At 30.6% G+C, this 26,724-nt stretch carries 26 protein-coding genes; 5 read left to right on the top strand and 21 right to left on the bottom strand.

The window, feature by feature from the left end:
* Window position 1: 1 nt before the first annotated feature.
* The 6 genes from MHM83_RS06520 to MHM83_RS06495 all read right to left on the bottom strand — a co-directional run bounded on the left by MHM83_RS06520 (window position 2) and on the right by MHM83_RS06495 (window position 5,667).
* Window positions 2–550: a M23 family metallopeptidase gene (locus tag MHM83_RS06520; RefSeq protein WP_239178911.1), complete on the bottom strand. Its 549-nt coding sequence runs from the start codon at window positions 548–550 to the stop codon at window positions 2–4.
* Window positions 517–1,779, bottom strand: coding sequence for a hypothetical protein (locus MHM83_RS06515; protein ID WP_239178909.1), 1,263 nt, complete (start codon window positions 1,777–1,779; stop codon window positions 517–519). The genes MHM83_RS06520 and MHM83_RS06515 overlap by 34 nt, the downstream gene beginning before the upstream one ends.
* A 35-nt stretch (window positions 1,780–1,814) precedes the next feature.
* Window positions 1,815–2,258 carry a DUF6892 domain-containing protein gene (locus tag MHM83_RS06510; RefSeq protein WP_159492484.1) on the bottom strand — a complete coding sequence of 148 codons (444 nt, stop codon included), beginning with the start codon at window positions 2,256–2,258 and terminating at the stop codon, window positions 1,815–1,817.
* 198 nt (window positions 2,259–2,456) lie between these two features.
* Window positions 2,457–3,473, bottom strand: a complete 1,017-nt coding sequence (locus MHM83_RS06505; protein ID WP_239178907.1) for a TQO small subunit DoxD — start codon at window positions 3,471–3,473, stop codon at window positions 2,457–2,459.
* 593 nt (window positions 3,474–4,066) lie between these two features.
* Window positions 4,067–4,621: a GNAT family N-acetyltransferase gene (locus MHM83_RS06500; RefSeq protein WP_239178905.1), complete on the bottom strand. Its 555-nt coding sequence runs from the start codon at window positions 4,619–4,621 to the stop codon at window positions 4,067–4,069.
* Window positions 4,622–4,947: 326 nt separating this feature from the next.
* On the bottom strand, window positions 4,948–5,667 hold the full coding sequence (locus MHM83_RS06495; protein WP_239178903.1) for a DUF4272 domain-containing protein: 720 nt from the start codon (window positions 5,665–5,667) through the stop codon (window positions 4,948–4,950).
* A 329-nt stretch (window positions 5,668–5,996) separates the two neighbouring features.
* On the opposite strand from MHM83_RS06495, the gene ctlX reads away from it, so the two are divergent.
* The gene (gene ctlX / locus MHM83_RS06490) at window positions 5,997–6,932 is read left to right on the top strand and encodes a citrulline utilization hydrolase CtlX (RefSeq protein WP_173360654.1); all 936 of its coding nucleotides are present in this window, start codon (window positions 5,997–5,999) and stop codon (window positions 6,930–6,932) included.
* On the opposite strand, the gene MHM83_RS06485 is transcribed toward ctlX, so the two are convergent.
* From MHM83_RS06485 to MHM83_RS06420, 14 genes are all read right to left on the bottom strand, one after another.
* Window positions 6,929–7,381, bottom strand: coding sequence for a hypothetical protein (locus MHM83_RS06485; RefSeq protein WP_047789280.1), 453 nt, complete (start codon window positions 7,379–7,381; stop codon window positions 6,929–6,931). The two genes, ctlX and MHM83_RS06485, sit on opposite strands and share 4 nt — an antisense overlap.
* 63 nt (window positions 7,382–7,444) lie before the next feature.
* Window positions 7,445–10,342: an FAD-binding and (Fe-S)-binding domain-containing protein gene (locus MHM83_RS06480; RefSeq protein WP_239178901.1), complete on the bottom strand. Its 2,898-nt coding sequence runs from the start codon at window positions 10,340–10,342 to the stop codon at window positions 7,445–7,447.
* A 36-nt stretch (window positions 10,343–10,378) separates the two neighbouring features.
* Complete coding sequence (locus tag MHM83_RS06475; RefSeq protein WP_047789278.1) at window positions 10,379–10,837, bottom strand: Lrp/AsnC family transcriptional regulator; 459 nt, start codon at window positions 10,835–10,837, stop codon at window positions 10,379–10,381.
* Between the two features lie 125 nt (window positions 10,838–10,962).
* Window positions 10,963–12,393: a 2-oxoadipate dioxygenase/decarboxylase HglS gene (hglS, locus tag MHM83_RS06470; RefSeq protein WP_173360652.1), complete on the bottom strand. Its 1,431-nt coding sequence runs from the start codon at window positions 12,391–12,393 to the stop codon at window positions 10,963–10,965.
* A 358-nt stretch (window positions 12,394–12,751) separates the two neighbouring features.
* Complete coding sequence (locus MHM83_RS06465; protein ID WP_159616058.1) at window positions 12,752–13,576, bottom strand: alpha/beta hydrolase; 825 nt, start codon at window positions 13,574–13,576, stop codon at window positions 12,752–12,754.
* A 171-nt stretch (window positions 13,577–13,747) separates the two neighbouring features.
* Complete coding sequence (locus MHM83_RS06460; RefSeq protein ID WP_239178899.1) at window positions 13,748–14,716, bottom strand: hypothetical protein; 969 nt, start codon at window positions 14,714–14,716, stop codon at window positions 13,748–13,750.
* Window positions 14,717–14,768: 52 nt separating this feature from the next.
* The gene (locus tag MHM83_RS06455) at window positions 14,769–15,170 is read right to left on the bottom strand and encodes a hypothetical protein (protein WP_239178897.1); all 402 of its coding nucleotides are present in this window, start codon (window positions 15,168–15,170) and stop codon (window positions 14,769–14,771) included.
* A 210-nt stretch (window positions 15,171–15,380) separates the two neighbouring features.
* On the bottom strand, window positions 15,381–15,845 hold the full coding sequence (locus tag MHM83_RS06450; RefSeq protein ID WP_239178895.1) for a hypothetical protein: 465 nt from the start codon (window positions 15,843–15,845) through the stop codon (window positions 15,381–15,383).
* Between the two features lie 100 nt (window positions 15,846–15,945).
* Window positions 15,946–16,317 carry a hypothetical protein gene (locus MHM83_RS06445; protein ID WP_047789415.1) on the bottom strand — a complete coding sequence of 124 codons (372 nt, stop codon included), beginning with the start codon at window positions 16,315–16,317 and terminating at the stop codon, window positions 15,946–15,948.
* Between the two features lie 44 nt (window positions 16,318–16,361).
* Window positions 16,362–17,822: a potassium/proton antiporter gene (locus MHM83_RS06440; RefSeq protein WP_159490841.1), complete on the bottom strand. Its 1,461-nt coding sequence runs from the start codon at window positions 17,820–17,822 to the stop codon at window positions 16,362–16,364.
* A 168-nt stretch (window positions 17,823–17,990) separates the two neighbouring features.
* Window positions 17,991–18,497, bottom strand: a complete 507-nt coding sequence (locus MHM83_RS06435; RefSeq protein ID WP_239178894.1) for a nuclear transport factor 2 family protein — start codon at window positions 18,495–18,497, stop codon at window positions 17,991–17,993.
* 19 nt (window positions 18,498–18,516) lie between these two features.
* Window positions 18,517–20,490: a PspC domain-containing protein gene (locus tag MHM83_RS06430; protein WP_239178893.1), complete on the bottom strand. Its 1,974-nt coding sequence runs from the start codon at window positions 20,488–20,490 to the stop codon at window positions 18,517–18,519.
* The gene (locus MHM83_RS06425; protein ID WP_047789417.1) at window positions 20,483–20,827 is read right to left on the bottom strand and encodes a PadR family transcriptional regulator; all 345 of its coding nucleotides are present in this window, start codon (window positions 20,825–20,827) and stop codon (window positions 20,483–20,485) included. The genes MHM83_RS06430 and MHM83_RS06425 overlap by 8 nt, the downstream gene beginning before the upstream one ends.
* Window positions 20,828–20,844: 17 nt before the next feature.
* Window positions 20,845–21,273, bottom strand: coding sequence for a DUF4870 domain-containing protein (locus tag MHM83_RS06420; RefSeq protein ID WP_047789418.1), 429 nt, complete (start codon window positions 21,271–21,273; stop codon window positions 20,845–20,847).
* Window positions 21,274–21,427: 154 nt separating this feature from the next.
* On the opposite strand from MHM83_RS06420, the gene MHM83_RS06415 reads away from it, so the two are divergent.
* Genes MHM83_RS06415 through MHM83_RS06405 form a run of 3 tightly spaced genes read left to right on the top strand, consistent with a single transcriptional unit; the run spans window position 21,428 to window position 23,584 of the window.
* The gene (locus MHM83_RS06415) at window positions 21,428–21,883 is read left to right on the top strand and encodes a DUF4442 domain-containing protein (RefSeq protein WP_047789455.1); all 456 of its coding nucleotides are present in this window, start codon (window positions 21,428–21,430) and stop codon (window positions 21,881–21,883) included.
* A gap of 8 nt (window positions 21,884–21,891) precedes the next feature.
* Entirely contained in the window at window positions 21,892–22,749 is an 858-nt protein-coding gene (gene blaOXA, locus MHM83_RS06410) for a class D beta-lactamase (RefSeq protein WP_370641931.1), read from the top strand.
* A 34-nt stretch (window positions 22,750–22,783) separates the two neighbouring features.
* Window positions 22,784–23,584, top strand: a complete 801-nt coding sequence (locus MHM83_RS06405) for a TIGR00266 family protein (protein WP_047789456.1) — start codon at window positions 22,784–22,786, stop codon at window positions 23,582–23,584.
* 64 nt (window positions 23,585–23,648) lie between these two features.
* On the opposite strand, the gene MHM83_RS06400 is transcribed toward MHM83_RS06405, so the two are convergent.
* The gene (locus MHM83_RS06400) at window positions 23,649–25,043 is read right to left on the bottom strand and encodes a TlpA family protein disulfide reductase (RefSeq protein WP_159615440.1); all 1,395 of its coding nucleotides are present in this window, start codon (window positions 25,041–25,043) and stop codon (window positions 23,649–23,651) included.
* 169 nt (window positions 25,044–25,212) lie between these two features.
* Here MHM83_RS06400 and hutH point away from each other — a divergent pair, with 169 nt between their 5' ends.
* Window positions 25,213–26,718, top strand: a complete 1,506-nt coding sequence (hutH, locus tag MHM83_RS06395; RefSeq protein WP_239178891.1) for a histidine ammonia-lyase — start codon at window positions 25,213–25,215, stop codon at window positions 26,716–26,718.
* Window positions 26,719–26,724: the final 6 nt, after the last annotated feature.

Genomic DNA, 26,724 nt, shown 5'->3' with positions numbered 1-26,724 from the left:
ATTAGCCTTCTAAAAATTCAATAGGGTTTAGATAAAACATTTTTTTCCACCCTTGTCTTTCTGAATCAATCTTCCATACATAAGGTATTATAGTAAGTATAGAGTAGTGTAAATGTGGAGCTTTTCCAGCGGCATTCCCACTAGTTCCGACAGTACCAATTACTGAGTTATTATTTACAAAAGTTAAAGAAGATGTTTTTACGTTTTCTAAATGTGCATAATAATGTAGCCTCCATTTTGGACCTAAAACTAGTACTGTATTTCCGCCCATACTTGTTTTTCCAGAAAATAAAACTATTCCAAGAGTAGAAGAAGTGATTTTAGTATTTTTCTTAGCAAAAATATCAACCCCTTTGTGAGTAATTGATTTTCCCCAAGGGTAATACCAAAATGATTTTGGGTTGTAATCTGATTTGGTAGCTCCCTTAACAGGCATTTTTAAGTTTTGAGGAATTAAAAAACCTGTTAATAGAAGCACTAAAATAATAAGAACTCTTCTTTTTATTTTAATAGCCTTTACCACCAAAGCTCTGTTTTTTCTTCTTTCCAAAGAATTAATCTGAAATCTTCATAATGATTTCCATTACCAATGGTATGTGTATCTCTGTGCCCTTTACCTAACTTTAATTTATGAAGAATTCCAGCATAGGTACTTACCCATAAAGTTTGATTGTTGTCAGAAATTGTAATACCGCTAATGGTAGAGCCAAGATAATGTCGCCAAATACAGTTCCCATTTTTATCAAAAGCTTTAATGTATCCGTAAGCATCACCTAAAATGTAATAGTCTTTAGTAGCTGTACCAACATACACTCTCATTTCATCATCAATAACCTTAAAATTATCTGCTTCATCTACATAAGATTCAACTTCTAATCCGTTTAAGTTCTTAGCATCAACCCCTATGGTAATTCCGTTATAAAAATGACAAGAGTTTGTAATAAGTTGTTTGTCGTCTTTAGAAAATAGGCAAAAATGAGGATAAGAAGATTGCGGACCAATTTCTCCAATTTGATTTCCTTCATTATCTAATACTCGATGATCAAAAGATTGATCACCAACTACAATATATTTATTGTCATTAGATAAAGCAGCGTTTTCCATGTCTATGTATGGTTCCCATTCTTCATCTTCTAAATCGGGCAAAGGATGTATCATGTGTGTCTTGTTTTTAGATATTAAAAATATTCCTTCTGAAGTAGTAATAAGTACTTTTTTCCCATCGTTGAAGGGTGTTATATTTGAAATACCTAATTCATTTATATCGCCTAACTCAAAAGTTTCAATAATTTCTCCATCCCATTCTTTACGTGTAATTAATGTTTTTGGAGTTTTAATTGCAAAAATGTTGTTTTGATGAGATTTTCCTATGGCATCAATGGTATTATCTAATTTAATAAGTGTTCTGTTGTTTAGAAGATAGGCTTGCCTATTTTGATAGGCGCTACCTGTTACAAAAACGATTTTTTCATTTTCAATAAAGCATAGCTGTTCAATACTTTGTCCTTTTTCTTTAAAATATTTTATTAATGGAGTATGAGCAGGTGGGTATTGTTTTCTGAACTCTTCAATATGTCCAGTTTTATTGGCTTCTCTTAACTTTTGTACCACGACATCAGCTAAATGGTTACGGTTGTCTTCTGGTTCTTTACCTTTCCAATTTTCCCAACCATGTTCTTCACCAAAAGCAACCATTTTATTTATCTCAGAGGCATAAGTTTCGCCTATGTTATACCATTCTTGTTGTATTTCTTTGTCGTTTGCTTTACTAGTCTCCATTATATACTTTTACTTTTTAAATATGTTTTACTTTTTTAAAGCCAATCAGCTTCAATTCCTTTTTCTTGAAATTCTTCTAAAAGTGAATCATTTTCGCTGTAAAGAAGAGAAATGTTTTTTAAGTTAGGAAGTAGTTCAGCATCAACAGCAGAGTTTACACTAAATACATCATCTTCACCATCCCAAAAGGGAATAATTTGACCATAGATTTCGTCACCACCATCCATGTCTAGTTCTTCAATGTTTTCAACCATTTCTGAAGTAATTTTTAAGTTTTTAAAATGTTCTAATACTTCAGGAATAATTTCATAACCTTCTTCTTCAATAACATCATAAGCTTCTGAGCTAGATAAGTTTCGCTGTTTTTCTATAAACTCATAAACGTCTAATTTAGGCTCTAATACTTCTTGAACATACATTAATTCATTAATCACTGCTAGTTTAAAGTTTAATTCTTTAAAATTTAATTGATTACTCATAGTCTACTTTGTGTTTTAATTAGCAAGAGGTTAAGTGTAGAAAACACTTAATAGCTTTTTTGGGTGAAATTATTTATAAAAACAAAGGCAATCGACACGAAATTTGTTAAAAAAAATATAAGATTAGCTTGTGAATGATGATTAAAGTTTATGAAAGAAACGCAATAGCGTATTTCTATCACTATTGCGTTTTTAGGTCTATTTAGTTATTTGATGTGTCCAAAAAGCACCACTAATATCAGTTATTTTTAATGTATATGTTCCTTTAGAAAGATTAGAAAAAACTTGATTTTTGAAAATCATTTTAGCTTTAGCACCCAAAGGCACAACCAAGCTGTGTTTACCTGGTTTTATTTTAGCAACATAATAATTTAAGATGTTTTCATTAGTTAAAGAAGCTAAGTCTTTTTGAGAATACTGAATAACAGTATTATTTTGTTGGTTTGATAATTCAACAGAGATAACCCAAGAACCGTAAACATCAACACCCTCTGTTCTAAAAAGGTCAAAAGAAAGTATATCGTTGCTAATTTTAGCTTCTGTTATTTCTAATTTAGGTTTTACTGATTTGTTATGAAGTGTACCCCAAACTCCGCCATGAAATACTTGGTTTGTGAATAAAGTCATTCCTAAAATAGCCAAGGATCCTATTAAAACAAATTTTGGAAAAATATGGTTCTTAATTGGTATAACTCCTGACCCTAACCATGCAAACCATTTCTTTTTAGTAAAGGAAAAATTGTTTTTTATGAAGTAGTTGTCTATTGAATATTTACCGCTGCCTGTTAAAAAAAGTACATAACCTGTTGCAATTCCAAGTACACCAATTTGCCATTCGTCAAGACATGTTGTACCTATCCAACCAGAGCCAAGGAGAATTCCCATTGCCAACCCAAATACACCAATACTCATTATTCTGGTAAATAAACCAAATATGATGAATAAACCTACAATTCCTTCAATAATGGTAAATATTACCATGTTTAACCATAGGATGTCAGGATTTTCTACTAAATATTGAATAAGAGGTTTAATGCCTAAAGCGTTAGGGAGAAAGTGATTGAATTTTTCTCCAATGTACCCAGCTACTTCAGGATCAAGTTTATTAGCTAAAATTGTTCTTCTCCAAAAGGCAGAAAAATATGTCCAGCCAATAACTAAACGTATAGCAAGAACTAAAAGTCCAGAATCATTTTTTATATTGTTGTTAATCATTTTTTTTATTTAAGTTAAGTGAGGCTAGCTATTTAAACTTAAGGCATAGCCACGAGTTACATAAACATTGTTTATGTAGGTTGTTATTGTTTTACTTGATGTTGTTAAATTCTACTTTTTATTAAAGTAAACTATTAAGTGGAAAGTGGTATTAAAGATAAACCTTAAAGTTTTTAAATAAAATATAAAGAGGAACTGAAGTTGTTACATCTCTCTTTTTTTGATAATCAATCCTTGTTTTGTAATGAAAAATTTCACCAAAGCTAAAAGAAAGGTTAAAAGCTCTATTTATAAAAAAAGGATAAACCTTAATAGAAGAAGGTATTGTTTGTAGTAGAGAAATGTCTGTAACCTCACGACTATAACAACTAAGATTGCTCGTGGTGGTCTGACTTTTACTCGAAACCTCTGTAAGAGGAACACTAAGTTCTGCTTGTATAAAGTTTCTAACCTTACAGGGAGAAAATAGCAATAAAAATACTAGCCCTACTATTGGAAATAGGGATGATGTATTGGGTATTTTACTGTGTTTTCTCACATTGTAAACTTATAAAATAAAAGGAGTGTTGTTTGTTATAGTTTTCTTAATAAAGTTACTGTATTTGTAAATGCTCCATTTCTTTATTGGCTAAAGTCTTTCTACCAACAACTTTAAAACCTAGCTTTAAATATAATTTTTTAGCATTAGGGTTGTCTTTATCAACCAAAAGACCTAATGTTTTGTTCTTTTTATGAATATATTCATCAATTAAAAAGGTTAGTATTTTAGAACCAACACCTTTACCTTGGTAGCTAGGGTTTACACCAATACAATCAATATAATATTCACCAGGCTGGGTTTCGTATTCGTATGTTAGTTCTTTATTAAACATGGTTTTTATTAATGCAGCTACCGGTTTTCTAAGTTTTTTTAAATCTGCACCATCATATATATTAGCTGCAGCAATAGTTTTATTGTCACTTTCTATAACCCAACAGTTTTCATAAGAGTATTGGTTGTTTTTTTGAATAATTAATGCCTCTAAAAAGGCAAGTGCTTTTTTTGTAGAACTTTCTCCTATAAATTTATAAACAATGTCTTCCATTGCTAATAACATGTAAGAAGCAATTTCTTTAGTGTCTTTAGTAGTGGCTTTTCTTATAATCATAGTGAGTTCTTTAATTAATTTTATTTCTAACTATTTTAACATTCATACCGAAAGACTTTTTATATGTTATAATTTTTACTTTGTTTCTATATATAGAATTCCCTTTTTTAAAACTACTATAATTAGTAATATTTTTATTAAGTATTGTAACGTTTCAAAAAGTATAAGCTTCACTTCCCCAGAAAGAAGTAGAGTCATTGTTTGTTTTTTTACATGAACACAAGCTAAGTAGTAAAAATACTAGTATAAAGATTCTCAAATTCTTAAAAATTCAATTTTTACAAATTTATGTAGTCTATGATTAACTTTTCCTTTATTTCTCAAGTTTATGTGCTGAGGTCGGTATCTTCCCATTCAGTACCGTTAGAAAGCATCCATGTTAACGAATGTCTACGTTCATGTATAACTCCTCCATTTCCAATAGGCTCGAAGCCATCAGGAGTAGTGTTTCCTCCTAGTTGAGCACTTCTTACAGCATTATGCAAACAGTAAAATAAATCTTCTTTTTCTGCTAATTTTTCTTTTTCTAGAGTGTGTTGCTGAGGAAGCCAATCATTAATTAAAGTATCAAGTGGACAAGTATAATTTATTAAGATTTCCTGCATTTGCTCACCAGTCATCATTTGACCAGAAATTTCAGGCTCGTCATAACCAAAGTACCAAGCAAGTGGCCATGCGTTTTCAAACTTCCAACCAATAGAATTTCTTAATTCAATATTATTTCTAGAAGCATCAAGTATTTCTTTTTCCTCTAGGGTCATGTAACCAAAAAGTTTATTTTGATTAATGAAGTTAATTATTTTTTCGTCGGGTAAATTTTCTGAAGGCACCATAAGCCATAAGACAAGAGCTTTTATAGCGTGGAGTCTTCCTGCAATTTCATCAGCAGGTCTTAACTTTGTTTCTCTAATTGTAGGGAGAGAACTTGCAGGATGAAATCCGGCGTTTAGACAAGTAGTAATTGATTGAGATCTAACTATTGAAGAATCTTTTTGAGTTGTTTGAGTATTATTTGTTGAAGTTTTTTTTCTGTTAAACCATCCCATAGTTTGTTTTTTATGTTTGTAAGTTTATAGCTTATTTTTGGTGAAAATATTTATAATAGTAATAGGTGTTGTTATAGAATTTGTTAAAATATAGTAAAGATTGATAAGAAATTTATGTTACTATTTTTTTCATAGGTTTAAACTGTTTGGTAACATTATTATTATCTTAATAAATAAAGTTTAAGTAATTTTTATTTAATGTGTTATAAATAAGTGTTCAACGTTTTAGTAGTAGACCTAGAATAGGTAAGATAAATTAACATAGCGTAACTAAAACTTAGTTGTTTTTGTGCTGTAATAAAAACTTAAAAATCTATTACCTTCGCAGTATGCAACAAACAACAAATACAATTTTAATGGTCCGTCCTGCAAACTTTAGGATGAATGAGCAAACAGCCGTAAATAATTATTACCAGCAAGAGTTGTCAGGAATGTTACCTGCATCAATCAATGTTAAGGCACAAGAAGAGTTTGATGCTTTTGTAGAAAAATTGCGAGCCGTAGGAGTTACTGTAGTAGTTACTGAAGATACCAAAGAGCCTAATACACCAGATGCATTATTTCCAAATAACTGGATTTCTTTTCATGAAAACGGAGACGTAGCTATCTACCCGATGTTTGCAGAGAATAGACGTTTAGAACGTAGAGAAGACGTGTTGGAAATACTAGAAGAGAAAGGTTTTGTAATTGAAAATGTTGTAGACTATTCAGAAGCAGAAGAGGAAGGGTTTTTTTTAGAAGGAACAGGAAGTATGATTTTAGATAGATACAATAGAAAAGCCTATTGTGCTTTGTCTCCTCGTGCTGATGAAGAGTTATTTATTGAATTTTGTGAAGATTTTGAATACACACCTGTAATTTTTACAGCAAATCAAACAGTTAAAGGAAGGAGAGAAGCTATTTATCATACGAACGTAATGATGTGTGTTGCGGAAAGTTTTGCTGTAGTGTGTTTAGATTCGATAGATGATAAAAAAGAAAAGAAAAACGTATTAAAGCATTTGAAGTTGGATGGAAAAGAAGTTATTGCCATCTCAGAACAACAAGTAACACAGTTTGCAGGAAATATGCTACAAGTTAAAGGAACGAATGATGAACAATACTTGGTTATGAGTTCTTCTGCCTTTAATTCATTAAACCCAAATCAAATTAAAGCTATAGAAAAACACTGTAAAATACTGCACAGCTCTCTAGAAACCATAGAAACCTGTGGTGGAGGAAGTGCTCGTTGTATGATGGCTGAGGTTTTTTTGCCAAAAGCCTAAGCAACCATTGTATTTGAAATTTTATAGTTTTTATAATACTGCATTAAAATAAAAGAACAGATAACTGAAGAAGCAATTCCTTCAATAGCTAATGCAAATACAACTAGTGGTAAACTTAAATTTTGCCCCCAGAAAGAAGATTGTTCAAGTATTGTCATAAAACTAGCATCAATAAAATCTACATATATAATTAGCCCAAAAACAGTTAAGGCTACAGCAATTATTGAGGTTCCAATTCCTAATAAAAAATTACTGAAATATAACGACTCATGGTTTTTAACAATGTTGGTTTTTATAGCCCTGTTAATACCATAAAGAACGAAAGCAAAGTTTAAAAAACGTAGTTCGGATATATCTTCTAATCCAAAAATTTTCATAACTAAAAAAAAGCAAACAATACCCGTAAAAATTAGCATTGCATTGTTAAAGATGATTTTATTGCTCGACATAATAATGCATTTTAAGAATTAAACGTCTTAAAAATACAAAATAAAGAAATGAAAATCAATTATTTATAACAAAGCTTCTTTTAAAATAGTTACAGGGTGTTTTGCTAAACGCTTTGTTCCGTCATAAATTTGATGACGACAACTGGTACCAGCAGCAACTATTTCTGTATCAACCGAACAGTTTCTAACCTTAGGAAACAACGTATCTTCCCCCACTTGCATACTTACTTTATAGTGTTCTTTTTCATACCCAAAAGATCCTGCCATACCACAACAACCAGTATTCATAATGGTCACCTTGTAGTTTTTAGGAATGTTTAAAATAGAAAAAGAAGCGTGTGTACTAGACAAAGCTTTTTGGTGACAATGTCCATGTATTTTAAGCTCTTTAGTTTCATTGTTAAATTTAGTGGTGTCTATAGAACCTTTAGTATGTTCTTTAGCTAAAAATTCTTCAATAGTGTAACAGTTTTCAGAAAGCTTTTTGGCTGTTGTTTTATCATCTGCTAAACGTAAGTACTCATCTCTAAAGGTTAAAATAGCCGAAGGTTCTAATCCAATTAATGGAGTTTCTTCAGAAATTAGTTCTTTAAAAGTGTTTACATTTTTATTAGCAATTTCTTTAGCTTCTTTTAAAAAACCTTTTGAGATATAGCTACGCCCACTTTCTTCGTGGTTCACGGTTTTTACTTCATATCCTAGTTTTTCCAATACAACAACTGCGTCTTTTCCAATTTCTGCATCATAATAGTTGGTAAACTCATCATTAAATAAATACACTGTTTTTTTAGAAGCTATTGGTTTATGGTTTTCTAACCAAGTACTTAAAGGTTGTTTTGCTAACTTAGGAACAGAACGTTCTGTGGCAACTCCCATAACCTTTTTAGCTAGAGTAGTATTGGTAAAGAAATTTGTTAGTACAGGGAACTTACTTCCTAATTTATTGTATTTAGCATTGTTAGCAAATAATTTACTGCGGAAAGAATATCCGTTTGTTTCTTGATATTGGTACAAGAATTCTGCTTTCATCGAAGCAATATCTACATTACTCGGACATTCGCTAGCACAAGCCTTACAGCTTAAACATAGGTCTAGGATATCTTTTAATTCTTTAGAATTGAACTTGTTTTTAGCGGTATTATTCGTTAAAACTTCACGAAGTGTATTGGCTCTAGCACGGGTAGTTTCTTTTTCGTTTCGAGTTGCTCGATAACTAGGGCATAAAGTCCCGCCAGCTTCGGGAGATTTACGGCAATCACCTGAACCGTTACACTTTTCAGCTAGTTTTAAAATACCTTCGCTATCTGAAAAATCTTGAATGGTTTCTATTTCAGGTTCATTTCTGTCAATTTCATAGCGCAAACTTTGATCCATTGGAAAAGCATCCGTAATTTTTCCTTTGTTGAACACATTGTTCGGATCAAATGCTTTTTTTATTCTTCGTAATAATTGGTAGTTTTTGTCACCTATCATCAACGGAATAAATTCCGCACGCACAATACCATCACCATGTTCACCACTAAACGATCCTTGATACTTCTTAACTAACTCAGCAGTTTCAGTAGTTATTTTTCTAAATAATACTACGTCTTCCTTTTTCTTTAAATTCAAAATAGGACGTAAGTGTAGCTCACCAGCTCCTGCATGTGCATAATACACTGCTCTTTGCTGATATTTATCCATAATTTTGGTGAATTCCTCAATATAAGTAGGTAAATCCTCCAAGGCTACGGCAGTATCTTCAATACAAGCTACCGCTTTATCGTCTCCAACAATATTTCCTAATAATCCTAAACCTGCTTTTCGTAGTTGATGTACTTTAGCAATGTCTTCGCCATATACTTTAGGATAGTGGTACCCAAAATTGTTTGCTTTTAAATCTTCAATAAGTTTATCGGCTAATATTTCAGCTTCTTCTATAGTGTCTGCCGAAACTTCTAACATTAACACAGCTTCTGGATCTCCTTGTAAAAAGAAACGGTTTTTGGCTTGTTCACGGTTATTTTTAGTACAATCTAAAATTACTTTATCCATTAATTCACAAGCATAGAGTGTATGCTTCATGGTAGTAACAGTAGCTTTTAAGCTTTCGTTTACACTAGTAAAATGCGGACATACCATAATACTTTGTGTAGGAGGTAGGTCGTCTAGTTGAATTGTAATAGCTGTTGAAAACACTAAAGTTCCTTCACTTCCTGATAAAAATTTAGCAGGGTTGATAGTTGGTTCTGCCCCACCAAATAAATCGGAAGTTAAAAATTCATCAACAGCATATCCTGTATTTCTTCGGTGAATGCTTTCTTTTGGGAATTCTTTTTTTATTTCTTGCTGAACAGCTTCTTGAGAAAGTTCTGTATAAATAGCACGATAGATATTTCCTTCTAACGAATTTTCTATTTTCTTTTGATTGAATTCAGCTGAAGTAATTTCAGAAAAAGTAACTTCACTACCGTCACTTAACAAGCCTTGAATAGCAATTACTTTATCACGAGTTACTCCATAACGAATAGAAGTACTTCCTGAAGAGTTATTACCTACCATTCCGCCAATCATACAACGGTTAGAGGTTGAGGTATTCGGACCAAAAAATAACCCGAATGGTTTTAGGAAGCGGTTTAAATCGTCACGAATAATTCCTGGCTCTACCGTAATGGTTTTGTTAATCTCATCAAAAGCCAGTATGTTGGTAAAGTGTTTAGAAACGTCTACAACAATTCCATCTCCCACACACTGTCCTGCTAATGAAGTTCCTGCTGTACGCGGAATTAAGGTGATGTTATTTTTAGTAGCAAAATCAATTAATAGCTGAATATCCTCTATGTTCTTAGGATATGAAACTGCTAGTGGGATTTTACGATATACCGAAGCATCGGTTGCGTAAATGTTTTTATGTAGGTCGTCAAAAAATAGTTCGCCAGTTAATGATTTTTTGAACGTTTCTAGTTGTGTTGTTTGTACCATTATCTTAAATACCTAAAATGTGGGTAGTGTTGTTAATTATTCTATTGGAATGTGACGCTTAAAACAAGTATCGAAACATATAAAAGTATCGGTTCCTGCCACTCCTTTGATTAAATGTACGTTATCGTATAGTATTTTTTGTAAATGTTCGTTGTCTCTAGCAAATATTAAAATAAAAATAGCGTAGTAACCAGAAACAAAATTACATTCGGTTATTTCGGGTATTTTTTCCAACTCGTGCATTACTTCTTTAGCAAAGCGAGCTTCACGTAATCGAATACCTGTATATGATTTGGTTTTATAGCCTAAGCTTTTTTCTTCTAAAACAAACTCTGCATTTTTAATTACACCTTCTGCAGTTAACTTTTTAATACGTTGATGAATTAAGGAGTTGGAAACCTTTAATTCTTCCGCAATTTGCGAATAGGCTTTACGAGCGTCTAAACGTAATTTTGAAAGTATTTGTTTGTCTATATAATCAAATTGATTTTCCAAAAGAATAATTTTGTTAGAATAAACTTAATATAAGCTACAAGATAAACAATCGTTTTTAACGAAAAAAAAAGTGTAGCCGATAATGCAAATATACGGCTACACTTTTTCAATATTCTATTTTATGCTTAAGCATTTATTACTGCTAAGCAGTTTTGTATGCTTTCATCTTGCATGTCTTCATACCATTTTGTTAACTTATAAACAGGTTCACCTAAATCTTTTTCAAATAAAGATTGATTTGAAGTACCTTCATATTCTCGTTTAGCATCATCTGTTCCTAAGTTTGAAGCAAAAATTCCTGCAGCACTTACAGGTAAGAAATCTTCGTAAACCATAGGTTCTATGCTTAAATAGCCATCCTCTAATAATTGGTTTACATCTGCTTTTGTATACACTTTTTCTTTAGATAAAGTTTTTGCTTTATCGGTAGCGAAATAATGGAAATATGCCAACTCTTTTGAGTGTAGCTCTTCATAGTTATCAGGAAAAACTTTAAAATTTTCTGCTAATAATTTATTGTATTCTGAGGCGTTTTCGGCAGTTGGTGATCCACCAATAGCTTTACGTGTTTTACCTAACAGTTCATGATACAAATCAAGTCCTTTTTGAGTTAATGCTGCACCACGTTGTTCTATCTCACCAAAACGAGCTTTGTGTTCACCTATTTCTTCTTTTTCAGCATTGTTTTTAAAAGTTACTTTTTCGGTCAATGCTTTAAAACTTGTTTGGCGTAATAGAATAGGGCATTTTCTTGCAGGAGGTCCTTCTATATTATCTTTTGGTGGAATATTACGAGTTTCCATACTTGTTTGCACCTTGTCTATATCTAAAGTTCTAGGGGTTAGGTGGTTGATGTGAGGGCCTTTGAAAGCAACTACATCAGCAATTAATCTGTGTTGATTTAGTAAAGCTTCGTACATTTTATAATCTACGGTAGCAGTATCGTGCCAACGAAAAGTTTCTAATGCTTCTTGAACAAAGGTTTCGGCATCTTCTTTATTTAACCCACCTTCTTTTTCAGACTTATCAATGAGTTGTAAAACTTTTTCTGTAAAAATTTGACGTTTTTCTAAAATAGTTTCAACATTGTTACGAAGCTGAGTATCATCAATTAAATCTAAACGTAATAAAGAGGTAAAAACTCTGAATGGAGCTTGGTTAAGGGCGGTGCTTTCAATAGCTCTAAAAGCTGTAGAATGAACAGGAACACCAGCTGGGGCTAAATCGTAGTAGCCAACAGAATACATTCCCATTACTTTAAACAGACGTCTCATCGTAAATAACTCATAGGGTTTGCCTAAACGAATTGCTCCGTGGCGTTCCATATTTAATCGAGTTAATTCGCCAGTATGTGCTAACTGCTCTTCAATTTCTTTAGACTCAGAAAGAACATTATCATTGATATCATGAACCAAATCAAGTAACTCACCATAAAGTGGCACCTCATTTTTGTACATATCAGACATAATTTTAGAGAAGCGGTTACGAATGTACTCTGGAGAGACAAATTCTTCAGTTGTATTAGTAAAACTTTCTAGTTTATTTTTTGATGACATAGTTTATTGAGATTTGCTACAAATTAAATAAATTTAATTTTTTTTAGTGTGTTTAAAAATGAATTTTGTTTTATTGGTGTTTATTTTGAGTTGATTTGATTTTATGTGTGTTTTTTTAAACCAAAAAGACAATTTTTCACAGAAAAAGTGTTTTTTAAAAGTCAATTTGACTTTTTTAGTACACAAGCTTTGATGAAATTTTAATATTATTAGAGAGTAAGTTAGTATACATATTCTAAACAACAAACTTAAAAGCTTTACTATCTTAAGAATAATAGAGAATAATTGTTTTCATAGATGGAGTTCCTGTTGAATTTTAAGAAGAATTTACAAAAGGTAGTTTGTTATTTAAAATGGTTTATATATCTGATTTAAATATTTTTTCAAAAGCATTGTATACAGCTTCATGTAAAGCATCTCCATGAGTTTTATCTTCTAAAAAATCAAAGTGAAGTTTTGAATTTTCAGTTGCTTTATCAAGTAGCTTGTTGTATAGTTCTTTGGCAGTTCTTTCCATAATTGGGCCTTCTTTACCAACTGCAATGTAAATGTTCTTCTTAGTGGTATACTTTACTGGTGTGAAGGTCAAAAGTTTTTCAGCATCCCACCAAAGACTAGGGCTTACAATTATGTAGTTGTTAAAAAGGTTGGGAGTTTTAAATAAAACTTCTGTAGCTAAAAGCCCTCCAAGTGATTGTCCGATTAGTGTTTTGTTATTAGTGACTCTGTAGTTGGCATTAATAAAGGGTAACAGTTCTTTTTGTAGAAACTGAATAAACTGCTTAGATTTCCCAGAAGTAGGAAACTCTTTTTGATCGATTTCAAGAGTAGAAGGGTAAGTGAAATCTCTTTTTCTATCTACATTTCCAATACCAACAACAATAGCTTCAGGGAGCATATTTATCCATGGGAAAGAACCAAATTGAACAATTCCAGCAATGTGAATAAAATCCTCATTTTTTGAGCCATCAAGTAAATAAATGACCGGATATTTTTTTGAGTTATTGGTGTTGTAGCTAGCAGGGAAATAAATATTTAATGTTCTGTCCTCTTTTAAAATAGCCGATTTTATTTGAACAGTTTTTCCAATAGAAAAATCACTTTCATTAATTTTTTTAGGGATTTTTTGAGCAAAACTAGCGATAGTTATAAGTATAGTGGTAAGTACCGAAATTTTATGCATTATTTCATGACTTTTTGATATTTAAGTAAATATAGAATACTTTTTTCAGATTTTTTATAAAAAAAGTCTCTAGTTTTACTTAAATTAGGAAAATGAATTATTGCATTTAAGCTTGCATGCATAGAGATGTTTTATTTTAAATAATTTAAAAATTTCAGAAGAACTGTTTAATTAATTGTGTTTTTTAATACCAAGCACTAGTGGTTTCGAGTCTATGTCTAACAAAAATAAAGAAAGGTTTATAAATGAAAATGCTATATTAATAAGCGAGAAAAAAGTTTGATATGTATTTATGTAATTTAAATTATCAACTTTATATGTTATTACAATTAAAGAGGCTAAACTTATAATATAAACTATAAAACATAAAAAATAGTTCAAGAAAGAAAAAGTAGTGTTTTTTAATCTCATGTAAACCAGTTTTAAATACCACATAATAATTAAAAGACAAGTAAAACCAAGAATAATTGATTGCCAAAACATGTTTCGATTAAGGAGATTAAGAGTATTGTTATTACTAGCGATACCAAAAAGAGTAATAAAAAGTATAGACAAGACAAAAATGATAATAAGTAAAAAACCTAATTGATTAATAAATTGAAAGATGGTTAATCTTCCTTTATTGTAAACATCTTTTACATAGTGTTTTGTCCCTTTTAGAATCGAAAGAATGAATATGGAACTTACTCCTAAAAGTATATAAATCCCCATATTAAATAGATGATAATTTTTTACTTCATTATTTATTTCTACTCCTAATAAATTAGAAAGTGTTCCTGTGCTAGTAGTTGTTTTTAAGAAAGTAACATCAAAAAAAAGAAAGATGAATATTCCGGTTAGTACACCTACCCATACTTTAGAATTAAGGTCTTTAACTCTTTTAATTGCTAGAATAATAGAACTGTAAAAAAGTATAAAGTTAATAGGCAAATAAGGGATAGTAAATGGCTGTATAATTTGATATGTAGCTAATTTTTGAACTCCTTTATGGCTTATAAATGCTGTGATACTGATATTTGTGATAAAATTAATAACTAGAGAGAAGGCTAAAATGAATAAAATTATTATTCCAAATAAAAATTCTTTTTTATTAATCGTTTCTCTTGGGTCAAAGAGTAGTTTTATTATTTTGTAGTTCATAGCTTTTTATAGGTGTATTAATTAAACAAGTTGTGGTTTGTTAAAGTAAAAATTAAATGTTTTGTGTATTAACTAGGTTGTTTTCATGCTTCTCATTTAATTCTAAGTAATTATCTTTTCCAAAAGAAATATAGTATAAAGGATATAGAATAATAATTCCTGCAAGAATTAAAAAAATGAGACTTTTTGAAAACATAAATAAAGCAACAAGTAACATCATAACTGTTCTTATAATTCCCTCGTATTTAAAACTGTTAAGAGTTAAGGTGATGGTTTTATCATCGGTAACATTTATATTTATTTTTTGACTACCACACCAAGACGCTTTGGCATAGATTTCATACCTGCCGTTTTCTACTACATATTCTTTGTTTTTTTTTTTTATTAAACCTAGTTCTTTTTCATTAGCATAAATTTTAGCACCAACAGTGCTTTCAATTTTAATTTTTCCCATATTCACTTATTTAATGTTGTTTGTATAATAGAAAGAACGAAGAAACTTTTTTGGTAATCACTTTATTCTTTTTGTATTTACATAGCAGTTAATTTATAACTATAATTTTTGTCGAAAATATTCATAAAAAAAATGTTAGGCAAGTATAAAAAGAGTTTAATAAAAATCTAAGCCTTAAGTAATTCTAAGGCTTAGATTATATATTAAAGCTTATTGTTTTTTTAAACTACTATTAATTAGAAGAGCCCATTTATTTGCCACTAGTAATTCGTTGCTAATTAACAGGTCTTTTTTTTCATCATAAATAATAATTGAAGTAGTTTCATTATCTTTTATAAAATTCAACTTTATTAATTCAATTGTTCTATCGTTTATGCTTCGTGTTTTTTTAATAACAATACATTCTTCAATTGTTTGTAGATTTATGACTTTTTTTTGTATGTTTTCTTCAGATTGTTTAAAATAGAAAAGATAGTTTTTAGATTTGTCAATTCCTAAAACAAAATCATTACAAAATTCATATTCTTCTATATTACAGTTATATTCTAGAGAAATATTATTTAGTATTTGAAGTTTTTTCTTCTTTTTTGTTAATTGTTTTTTACGTACAAGTATAAAAGGAGCTATACATATAACTAATAGTATAGTACCAATGATTATGGTTCCTAAATCCATTTATTTTTAATTAAATTGGGTTTTACTCTTAATTAATTATTAGTTAAGAGTATATTTTTTATGATAAAATTGATTAGTTGAATATTAAAGTTCAAAAAAATCACCAATGGTAATGAAAAGGAAATATTAAATCAGATTTTCTATAGTTTACTATAGTATTTCTTGATAAAGAAATGTATTGAATATATTTTCTGTTGAAAAATAATTCAACAGATTTAAAATTGATGCCTGCTTCTGAGAATGTGTTTTTTACATTAGTAGAAGGAAGGTTGTTAAAGTGATTGGTAAGATTTTCTGATTCTGTAGTGTGCTGTAACCCCTTAGAAGAAAGCTTTTGTTTATATTCTTTAAGAGCAGAATTAGGTTTGCGTAACTTATTAGAAAAAGATTGCTCTTCTTGAGTATACCCAATAGCGGTAAAATATACCGTTGTAATAAAAAGTAGACTTAGAAATTTCAAAACCTTATTCATACTGCAAAGTTACTTTATTAAATAATACTAAAACTCATAAAAAGTTAATTTTTAAGACTTTCATTAACTTCTTTAAAAACACTTTTTTTATCAGCAAGAACAATTAAAATATCAGCATTATTTATTGTAGTTGAACCATTAGGAGTAATATAGTTACCATCTCTTTTTATCATGGCTATAATAGCGTTTTTAGGAAAGTTTAATTCAACAATTTTTTTATTTGCCGATTTGCATGATTCTGTAATTATAATTTCTTGCATTAAAGCTTTTGGATTTTCTTCTAACAACATATCTGTGGCACTTAATTTTTTTGTTTCTTCAGGTAAAGCAACGTTTAACCATTTTGCAACAATACTAAGTGTTGTACCTTGTATTATAATAGAAGTAACTGATATAAAAAATACGATATTAAAAATAATATTAGCTTTATCTATACCAGCTAAAAGAGGGTAGGTAGCAAATACTATAGGAACGGCCCCACGTAGGCCAACCCATGAAATATAAAAACGCCTCCTTAATTTCATTTTAAAAAAAAGTAAACTAATAAAAACTCCTACAGGTCGAGCAATAAAAATTAAGAAGAGTGAAATAATAAGTCCAATACCAATATAAGGAACAATTTGTGAAGGAAAAACAAGTAGTCCTAAGGTTAAGAACAGTACTATTTGCATTAACCAAGCTAATCCATCAAACATTTTTAAAATAGTTTTTTTATGAATTAAGTTTTGATTTCCTAAATAAACAGCACAAATATAAATAGCTAAAAAGCCATTACCACCTATAAAATCAGTGAAAGAAAAAGTAATAAACATAAGTGCAATAACCAAAACAGGATACAACCCTTCAAAATCAAGTTTTATTGAGTTTATTATTTTTTTGCTAAGCATACCAAACAAAAAACCAGCAATAGCACCAAATATCATTTGCTGTAAAAATAAAGGTATTATAGAAGTTAAGCTTTGATCTTGATGAATAACTAGTGTTAAAAAAGCTATAGTTAATACGTAAGCCATGGGGTCGTTACTACCACTTTCTAGCTCCAAAGTAGGGCGCAAGTTTTCTCTTAATGCTAAGTTTTTAGAGCGTAAAATAGAGAATACAGCTGCAGCATCGGTAGAAGAAACAATAGCACCTAATAATAAGCTTTCATATATCGTAAAGTTGGTAACATTCCAAACAAATAGTCCTAAGGAAACAGCGGTAAGCAATACTCCTAAAGTAGAAAGTGCTAACCCTTCTTTAAGTATAGGTTTAACAGCTTTCCAATTTGTATCTAAACCACCAGAAAATAGAATAAAATTTAAAGAAACAATTCCTATAAATTGTGCGGCTTTTGGGTCGTCAAAAATAATACCTCCAATACCATCAGAGCCTGCAAGCATTCCGATACTTAAAAAAAGGAGTAGAGTAGGAACTCCAAATTTATAAGATGTTTTTCCTACAATAATACTTATTAAAAGTAATAAAGACCCTATTAATAAAATGTTCTCAATGGTTAAATTCATACAAGGAATGTTTTAAACAAAGATATAGGTTTTAGTATTTTAATAAGTGAGATTCATGCAAAGAAAAAGCCAAAGCTGTACAGCTTTGGCTTAACTAATAAAACCAAGTATTAGTGTCATCGGAGTTAGCTAACCAATGAACTAATGTTGTTAGTGTCAACTATATTTTTAATGCAGGCTAATAATTTTTGTCATTAACCACTTTTCATGTTCTTTTTTCCAGATAGCAATAAACTTGCTAGGAATAGATTTAGCGTTAGGTTCTCTATTATTAAAAAACTTATGATAACCTATTTGAACGGCTCCATACTTATTAATAGGGTATACTTCAATGCTACCCTTTATCAAGGTACGAGTAACCTTACCGCAAATATTTTTTTTAGTGGCAGCTATGATTTCATTTTTAGAGGTAGATAAACCACCCTTGTCATGAAAGAATTCAATATCATCACTTAAAATACCTGCTTGTGTTTTCATGTCACAAGTATTATAAGCGTTAAAGAATATACTATCCATTTTTACAATTTGATTGTGTAGATCAATATCAACAGGTTTGTAGTTAGGAATTTCTTGTACTTGTCCATTCATTACCCATGAAAGTAAAAGTGTGTATAGAAGTGTAACTATTTTCATAAAAAAGTTACCCTTAAAGAAGAAGTCAAATAAATCATTCATAGTTTTCCAGTTTATGTATTTACCAAGTTTTAAAGCTTAAAGCTCCTTCTTCATTATACAGTCTACGGAATCCTTTTGATACAGTATCTAATGTACTGTTTGAAACTTTAATACTACCTACATATCCGTCGTTACAATCAATTCCTAAAACTAGATTATCAATTGTTTTATCATTATTAAATTTAGCGCTAACAATATCAATATCTATGTTTTTACGATCTTTAAACCAGTTGATTAATTTGTTAAGTTCACTTTCAGTAGTTTTCTTTGAGATAATAAATTCAGCTTTTGTATTATTAATTGTGCTGTCAAATAAGAAGCTTACCTCATCATCATTATCAGAATCCCAATCGTCAGAATCTTCATTATTAATATCTTCTTCATCACAATCTAAACAGTTAAAGCCTTTAGAAGTCATTTTAAAATGATGGTTGGCCATATCACGGTCGTATACATTTTGGACGTTTTTTACATCATCTAAAAAGTTACGAGACGAACCTTCAAAGTATATAGTTGTTCCTTCAGGAATGTATAAAACAGCATCAATTTCTTCATCTTTCCACATGTTCTTGTATTCGCTAATAAAAAAGGCATCAAAAACAATAGTATTGTTTGCTGTTTTAAAGTTGTACTGAATAGCTTCTGCATTACTGTTGGCATCATTTCGCTTTCTTCCTTCAGAAGTTTTCTTTATTTCTATATAAGCATTACCAGTTTCACTCTTACGGACATCGATATTTATATCGTTAGAGTATTTCATTTCTTTATCATTTACATGAACAGATACTGAATTATCTCTATTACGCAAACTATGTTGATAGTAAATATTATCATCGTTTACTACTCGTATTTTTAAAGGCTCTTCTTGATTGTAGGTAATGCTATGTTTTGAAACATGTGCACCATCGTAAGCATGTGTGGTAAAATATTCAATACCAGAGAATCCGATTGCTAATAAAGATACTAACCAAAGCCCGAATAATGTTAAAACTGTTGCAATACCAAGTCTTTTAACATTAGGAGATAAAATTCGTAATCCTAAAATAAATAGGACAACAAAAGGAATTCCTATTAAGAAAAATACAAATGTCATTAACAACCATTTAGGCATAGCCGAATCATAAAAGAAAGGAGGGTAGTGAATCATGTCTCCATCAAAATTTAAGATTTCTAAGCTTCCTACAGAAAATAAGGTTAGTAGCAATGAAATGATTGTAATACCAGCGATAAATATTAATAAAACGCCCATGAATTTACCAAACACTTTGAATACGGCTAGTAAAATTTTACCCATAGTGTCTATGAAATCCTGAAAACCAGATTTAGTTTGGTTACGTAGTTTTTGATAATCAGCATTTGAAATTTTATCCGATAAATCATGGGCGCCTTCCTTTACCTTTGAAGAAAGGTTTTCAAACTCATTACGAATTTTTTTTTCAATATTGTCAATATTTACAGCTTCACCCTCCATCTGTAACTTTTCTGAAGTAGTTTTCGCTTCTGGTAGGATAACCCATAAAATGATATATCCTATAATTCCAAAACCAAATCCTGCTAATGTTAAAATAAGGAAAGCTAAACGAATCCAAACAACATCAATATTAAAATAATGTCCAAGTCCAGAACATACTCCTCCTAGAAACTTGTCATCACCATCTCTAAACATTTTTTTGTTAGAAGTATTTCTCTTATAGTTGAAAGAAGTATTTTCGCTATACCCTTCTTCAGCTTCCGCATAGTCTTCAGGTTGCCCCATGATAGCAATAATTTCTTCAATATCACTTTCATTTACTACTTGACGAGCATCGGTAATTCTTTCAGATAGTAACTCACTAATACGAGCTTCTATATCTGCAATAATTTCATTTTTTCCTTGCGGATCATCGCTTAACGAACGAGCGATGGCATCTAAGTATCGTTTTAATTTCTGATAGGCAGTTTCATCTATGTGGAAGAAAAATCCGCCCAGGTTTATATTTATTGTCTTATTCATCTTTAGTTGATTTTGTACTTGTTACTTGGTTTACTGCGTTTACTAAATTATGCCATGTTTTGTCTAATTCTTTCAAGAACATTCCGCCATTTTCTGTGAGTACGTAATATTTTCTTGGAGGTCCAGAGGTTGATTCTTCCCATCTGTAACTTAATAATCCTGCATTTTTTAAGCGGGTAAGTAACGGATATATGGTTCCTTCAACCACAATCATTTCAGCACTTTTAAGATTTGAGAGTATTTCAGAGGTGTATGCATCTCCTTTTTGTAAAATAGATAAGATACAGTACTCTAAAACTCCCTTACGCATTTGTGCTTTTGTGTTTTCTATCTTCATGTAATGCGGTTTATGGGTTATTTTATAAATTTTATTGTAAGTGGATATTTATACATTTCACCTTTATTAGCTTTCATGGCTGCTATAATTATCAGCGCTACTTTAATAAGAGCGACAATACTTACAACAGAAGCGAATCCAAAAATACCAAACAATCCTCCGTGTCCATGGTATCCACCAAAGTCGATATCTATACCATCAAATCCGTTGAAAATTCTTCCGAAGAAAAAAGGAATAAAAGAAAGGCCTAGTATAAAAATGTATAAACTATAACTGATGTTAAAATTAACGGCCTCTTTACCATGTTCATCTAAAAAAGGACTTCTCTCTTTTAAGGTTTGCCATAATATAAGCGGGGTGATAATACTTCCTAAAGGAAATAAATACCCTGCAAAAGCAGAAATATGTATTAAAAAAGCATTGGTATTTTGGTTGTTGTGTTGCATAGTGAAATGATTTATATAATACTTTACAATGCAAATATATATCTTTTAAAAGGTATTATGCAATACATAGTACTAAAGATTAACAAAATTTAACATTTAAATGAAGCGATATAATTAAATAAAAAGCTGTACATTGCCTGTAAATACTGAAAAAATGAAGTTTACACCAAGAAAAGTTAATGCCTTTTTATTATTTAAGTTACCCTCAGCTTTTTTTACTGGAGTGCGATTAAAGTCGCTTACTAACGACAGAGCAGAGGTTAAAGTTACCCACAAATGGGTAAATCAAAATCCATTTAAATCAATGTTTTGGGCAGTACAAGGAATGGCATCAGAATTATCTACAGGTATTTTGGTAATGAAAGAAATAGATGCTTCGAATAAAAAAATTTCTATGCTGGTTACTAATATGAATGGAACTTTTACTAAAAAGGCTACAGGGAAAATTCGTTTTGAATGTAACGATGGTAAATTAATAAGAGAGACGATACAAAAAGCAATTGATACAGGAGAAGGTCAAACAGTAACTGTTATTTCTGAAGGTTTTAATGAGGAGGGAGTTTCAGTTTCAAAATTTGAATACGAATGGAGTTTAAAGGTTAAAAATTAGTTTTTGTGATTAGGGCTAATTATGTTTTTATAATTATAGTACTGCTATTTTCTTGTAAGAGTGAAGAAAAGAGTAAAAAAGAGAAAGTTGAAACAAAGTTTTTAGTTAATAATCAGTTTCAAGAAATACTTGATAAGGCAAAATTAGAAGGAGCTATACTAGTTTATGATTTGTATAAAGATGTGTATTATTCTAATAATTTTGATTGGTGTAAAACTGGAAATTTACCAGCGTCAACATTTAAAATTCCGAATTCTATCATTGCTTTAGAAGCTGGAGTCGTAAAAAATGATAGCGCAATCTTTAAATGGAACGGAGAATCTAGGTATCTAAAGATTTGGGAGCAAGATTTAACGTTTAAAGAAGCTTTTCACTACTCTTGCGTTCCATGTTACCAAGAGGTAGCTAGAAAAATTGGAGTTGAAAGAATGAAATCTAGTTTAGCAAAGTTGAATTTTGGTTCAATGGATGTAAATGAAATGACTTTAGATAATTTCTGGTTAGAAGGTAAATCTAAGATTAATCAATTTCAACAAATAGACTTTTTAAAACGATTACATAATTCAGAGTTACTTATTAGTGAGCGTACCGATAGTATCATGAAAAGTATGATGATAATGCATAAAAGCAATCACTATGTATTGAGAGGTAAAACAGGTTGGTCAGTAAGAGGTGAAGAAAATAATGGTTGGTTTGTAGGCTATGTTTTAGTTAAAAAAAATGCTTATTTCTTTGCTACAAATGTAGTTCCAAAAAAGAATTTTGATATGAAGTTTTTTAGTAGAGAAAGAAAAGAAGTGACTTTTAAGGCTTTAAAAGTGTTAAAAGTATTAAGCGAAAATGAATCTTTTGTAACAAAACAGTAAAAAACTCTTCTTATAAATATAAAAACAAAAAATTATGAATGCACACGAAATAGATTATCGCATTTTTGGAGAAGAAATGCAGTATGTAGAAATAGAATTAGATCCGCAAGAAGGAGTAGTTGCCGAAAGTGGTAGTTTTATGATGATGGATGCCGATGTGAAAATGAATACAATTTTTGGAGACGGTTCAAATCAAGAAAAAGGATTGTTGGGGAAAATTTTTTCTGCTGGAAAACGAATCTTAACAGGTGAAAGCCTGTTTATGACGGTTTTTACCAATGATGGTCAAGGAAAAAAACAAGTTTCTTTTGCTTCTCCTTATCCAGGAAAAATAATTCCAATTGATTTAACAGAATTTGGAGGGAAGTTTATTTGTCAAAAAGATGCTTTTTTATGTGCAGCTAAAGGGGTATCTATCGGAATTGAGTTTTCAAAACGCTTAGGAAGAGGGTTGTTTGGAGGAGAAGGATTTATTATGCAAAAAATGGAAGGCGATGGTATAGGTTTTGTGCATGCAGGTGGTACAATGGCAAAAAAGGTATTGCAACCTGGTGAAGTTTTAAAAGTAGATACAGGCTGTATTGTTGGTTTTACTCAAGACGTTGATTATGATGTTGAATTTGTAGGAGGTATAAAGAATACCATTTTTGGAGGAGAAGGATTGTTCTTTGCAAAGCTGAGAGGTCCTGGAACTGTATATATCCAATCATTACCATTTAGTAGGTTAGCAGGTAGAGTGTTGGCTATGGCTCCACAAACTGGAAAAGGAGATAGAGGAGAAGGAAGTGTTTTAGGAGGTTTAGGAGATATTTTAGATGGAGATAATAGGTTTTAGAAATATAAGTAAATAAAAAAGACCGCTAATTTTTATTAGCGGTCTTTTTTATTTTATTGGTAAATTAGATACCTAATTCTTCAAACATATTGATTAAACGTTCTCCTTCTGATGGTGCTGGAGCGTTAGGGCTTACAATATTTCCGTCAGGGTCGATTAAGATAAATCTCGGTAAACCTTTAATTAAGAAGTTTTGAGCCCATTCTAAATTTAAGTGACTATCTCCAGCCATTAGCTGTATACCAGTCATCTCCCTATCTTGAATGGTTTCTTTCCATTTTTCATCATTACCTTTAGCATCAACATTAATACTTACAAACTCAATATTTTTACCATGGTACTCTTGCTCTAATCGCTTTAATAAAGGAATTTCTCTTTTACAATAAGCACACCAAGTAGCCCAAACATCAATGTATAAGTACTTTCCGTGGCCTAATAAATCATCTAAAGAAGTTGTGCCACCATCATAGTTTACATAGTCTTTAAACTTAGGAGCAGGTTGGCCTTTTGCTGTTGTTTTTAAAAGATCGTAGTCTTTAGTAATCTCTTTTTTATGTGTTTCATTTGTAGAATACGCCATAAATTTTCTGTAGAATTCTTTTAAATCACTAGCATATGTAATACTATTTTGAGCACTATTATATAACAAATCGTTTTTAGCGATTGAGTCAGTAACCTCAGTTTGTACAGTTTCTAGATAAGTTAAATAATAATCATCACCTTCTTTATTATTTTCTCGAGCTAAATTTTTTAACTCGGTCTCTAACATCACTCTATAGAAGTATGAAATTGTATAATCGTTACCATTATAGTTGAAATTCTCTAATGGATCAGGAAAATTTTCAGAAACGGTAAAGTCTTTATTTCCTGTTAATGTTCTGTGATAATCTTGATAATTATAAAGGTTTCTTAAACATTCATAGTCAATATTTTTGACTTCCTTTTTTAAGAAATCAGCAGGCAATTGTTTAGAAATAGATGCTTCAGTTACAGCATCTTTATATTCATTAGTTTTTGCTAAAAACTCACCTTCTTCTAAGGCAAAGTATTGATTAGCACTAACAAGTATTTCAGGCCAAGTTTTTTGTTTTTCATGAAGATAGCTATTTATTTTTTTGTTAGCACCTTCAAAATTAATAAAATCTGGGTTGTCGTAATCAAATACAATACCTGTATCATCTGTCTTTGTTAAATATAAGTTGATAGCTTTAATAGGCTTTGTATTGTAAACCAAGGTATAATAGCCTTCTCTATCAATTTTAAGAGTATCAACAAAAGAACCAGTCTTTCTGTCAAATTTTATTTTCTTTTCAAATTGAAAACCATTCAAGGTAACAGTTCTTTTTTTAAGGTTATCAATTTTACCAGTTAAAACCAAGTAGTCTTTAACAGGTTTTTCTTCCTTTTTACATGAAATTATGGTAACTCCTATGAGGGCTAAAAGTACTAGTTTTTTCATTCTTTAATGTTTAGTGAGAATAACGGTGTTTAAGCCGCCGAAGTTACTTTTTTTAACTTTTTTATCAAAGAAATTAACATTTTATTTAAACTTAGTTCTATTTTTTATAAAAAATCAGCTTGAAGTTTTCTCTTTTTTTTGGTTATTTGTACACCATAAAAATATTAAAATGAATACTACACATATAATAAATTCCCAACCACTTGGTTTAGAAGATATTCATAGTATTGTATTACTAGATAAAAAACTTTCTTTATCAGAAGAATCAAAAGAAAAGATATTAAAATGTCGTGCTTACCTTGATGAGAAAATGAAAACTCATAACGATCCTATTTATGGAATTAATACAGGATTTGGTTCGTTATGTAACGTCAAAATTAATGGAGATAATTTACAACAACTTCAAGAAAACTTAGTAATGAGTCATGCTTGTGGAACTGGAGATGAAGTTCCTCAAAAAATTGTAAAGTTAATGTTGTTGCTTAAAATACAATCATTAAGTTATGGTCATTCTGGTGTACAGTTGGCCACTGTTGAGCGTTTGATTGAGTTTTATAATAAAGACATTTTACCTGTTGTATATACACAAGGTTCGTTAGGAGCATCTGGTGATTTAGCACCATTAGCACATCTTTCTTTACCATTGATAGGATTAGGAGAAGTGTATGTTGAAGGAGAACGAGTTTCAGGAGATGTTTTAAAAGAAAAATTTGGTTGGGAGAAAATTAATTTACAGTCTAAAGAAGGATTAGCATTGTTAAATGGAACTCAATTTATGAGTGCTTATGGTGTACATAATTTATTAAAGGCTTATAAACTTTCTTATTTAGCAGATGTTATTGGTGCAATTTCTTTAGAAGCTTTTGATGGAAGAATTGAGCCTTTTAATGAGTTGATTCATTTAGTGCGTCCACATAACGGACAGTTAGCTACAGCTAAACGTATTAAAGAAGTATTAGAAGGAAGTGAATTAATCAAGCAACCAAAAGAGCGCGTACAAGATCCTTATTCTTTTAGATGTATGCCTCAGGTTCATGGAGCAACAAAAGACACGTTAGAGTTTGTAAAGAAAACATTCATAACAGAAATAAATTCAGTAACAGATAACCCAAACATATTTGTTGATGAAGATATTATTGTTTCAGGAGGAAACTTCCATGGCCAGCCACTAGCCCTAGCTTTAGATTATTTAGCAATTGCTGTTGCAGAATTAGGAAATATGTCTGAAAGAAGAACATACCAGTTAGTTTCTGGTTTAAGAGGGCTACCTGACTTTTTGGTATCGAACCCAGGTTTAAATAGTGGGTTTATGATTCCGCAATATACAGCTGCAAGTATTGTGAGTGCAAATAAACAATTTTGTACTCCATCTAGTGTAGATTCTATTGTGTCTAGTAATGGACAAGAAGATCATGTAAGCATGGGAGCCAATGCAGCTGTGAAAGCAAAAAAAGTAGTAGATAATGTATGTTCTGTACTAGCAATAGAGTTAATGAATGCTTCTCAAGGACTTTCTTTTAGAGAAGAGAATACTTCTGAGTTTTTATCTTCTTTTGTAGGAATGTTTAGAGAAGATGTACCTTTAGTAAATGATGACAGAGTACTACATAATGATATTAAGAAAGCAGAAAACTTCATTAATGATTTAATTATTGAAGTAGAAGAACTGTTTTAAGACAAC

Origin of the sequence: Tenacibaculum sp. Mcav3-52 (assembly GCF_022347665.1) — a bacterium.
Lineage (GTDB): Bacteria > Bacteroidota > Bacteroidia > Flavobacteriales > Flavobacteriaceae > Polaribacter > Polaribacter mesophilus.
This window is presented reverse-complemented; position numbering and strand designations above follow the sequence as displayed.

Excerpts from the sequence above, each read along its gene's own strand:
- MHM83_RS06515 (WP_239178909.1), bottom strand. The coding sequence starts at position 1,779 with ATGGAGACTAGTAAAGCAAACGACAAAGAAATACAACAAGAATGGTAT.
- MHM83_RS06510 (WP_159492484.1), bottom strand. The coding sequence starts at position 2,258 with ATGAGTAATCAATTAAATTTTAAAGAATTAAACTTTAAACTAGCAGTG.
- MHM83_RS06505 (WP_239178907.1), bottom strand. The coding sequence starts at position 3,473 with ATGATTAACAACAATATAAAAAATGATTCTGGACTTTTAGTTCTTGCT.
- MHM83_RS06500 (WP_239178905.1), bottom strand. The coding sequence starts at position 4,621 with ATGATTATAAGAAAAGCCACTACTAAAGACACTAAAGAAATTGCTTCT.
- MHM83_RS06495 (WP_239178903.1), bottom strand. The coding sequence starts at position 5,667 with ATGGGATGGTTTAACAGAAAAAAAACTTCAACAAATAATACTCAAACA.
- ctlX (WP_173360654.1), top strand. The coding sequence starts at position 5,997 with ATGCAACAAACAACAAATACAATTTTAATGGTCCGTCCTGCAAACTTT.
- MHM83_RS06485 (WP_047789280.1), bottom strand. The coding sequence starts at position 7,381 with ATGTCGAGCAATAAAATCATCTTTAACAATGCAATGCTAATTTTTACG.
- MHM83_RS06480 (WP_239178901.1), bottom strand. The coding sequence starts at position 10,342 with ATGGTACAAACAACACAACTAGAAACGTTCAAAAAATCATTAACTGGC.
- hglS (WP_173360652.1), bottom strand. The coding sequence starts at position 12,393 with ATGTCATCAAAAAATAAACTAGAAAGTTTTACTAATACAACTGAAGAA.
- MHM83_RS06465 (WP_159616058.1), bottom strand. The coding sequence starts at position 13,576 with ATGCATAAAATTTCGGTACTTACCACTATACTTATAACTATCGCTAGT.
- MHM83_RS06460 (WP_239178899.1), bottom strand. The coding sequence starts at position 14,716 with ATGAACTACAAAATAATAAAACTACTCTTTGACCCAAGAGAAACGATT.
- MHM83_RS06455 (WP_239178897.1), bottom strand. The coding sequence starts at position 15,170 with ATGGGAAAAATTAAAATTGAAAGCACTGTTGGTGCTAAAATTTATGCT.
- MHM83_RS06450 (WP_239178895.1), bottom strand. The coding sequence starts at position 15,845 with ATGGATTTAGGAACCATAATCATTGGTACTATACTATTAGTTATATGT.
- MHM83_RS06445 (WP_047789415.1), bottom strand. The coding sequence starts at position 16,317 with ATGAATAAGGTTTTGAAATTTCTAAGTCTACTTTTTATTACAACGGTA.
- MHM83_RS06440 (WP_159490841.1), bottom strand. The coding sequence starts at position 17,822 with ATGAATTTAACCATTGAGAACATTTTATTAATAGGGTCTTTATTACTT.
- MHM83_RS06435 (WP_239178894.1), bottom strand. The coding sequence starts at position 18,497 with ATGAATGATTTATTTGACTTCTTCTTTAAGGGTAACTTTTTTATGAAA.
- MHM83_RS06430 (WP_239178893.1), bottom strand. The coding sequence starts at position 20,490 with ATGAATAAGACAATAAATATAAACCTGGGCGGATTTTTCTTCCACATA.
- MHM83_RS06425 (WP_047789417.1), bottom strand. The coding sequence starts at position 20,827 with ATGAAGATAGAAAACACAAAAGCACAAATGCGTAAGGGAGTTTTAGAG.
- MHM83_RS06420 (WP_047789418.1), bottom strand. The coding sequence starts at position 21,273 with ATGCAACACAACAACCAAAATACCAATGCTTTTTTAATACATATTTCT.
- MHM83_RS06415 (WP_047789455.1), top strand. The coding sequence starts at position 21,428 with ATGAAGTTTACACCAAGAAAAGTTAATGCCTTTTTATTATTTAAGTTA.
- MHM83_RS06405 (WP_047789456.1), top strand. The coding sequence starts at position 22,784 with ATGAATGCACACGAAATAGATTATCGCATTTTTGGAGAAGAAATGCAG.
- MHM83_RS06400 (WP_159615440.1), bottom strand. The coding sequence starts at position 25,043 with ATGAAAAAACTAGTACTTTTAGCCCTCATAGGAGTTACCATAATTTCA.
- hutH (WP_239178891.1), top strand. The coding sequence starts at position 25,213 with ATGAATACTACACATATAATAAATTCCCAACCACTTGGTTTAGAAGAT.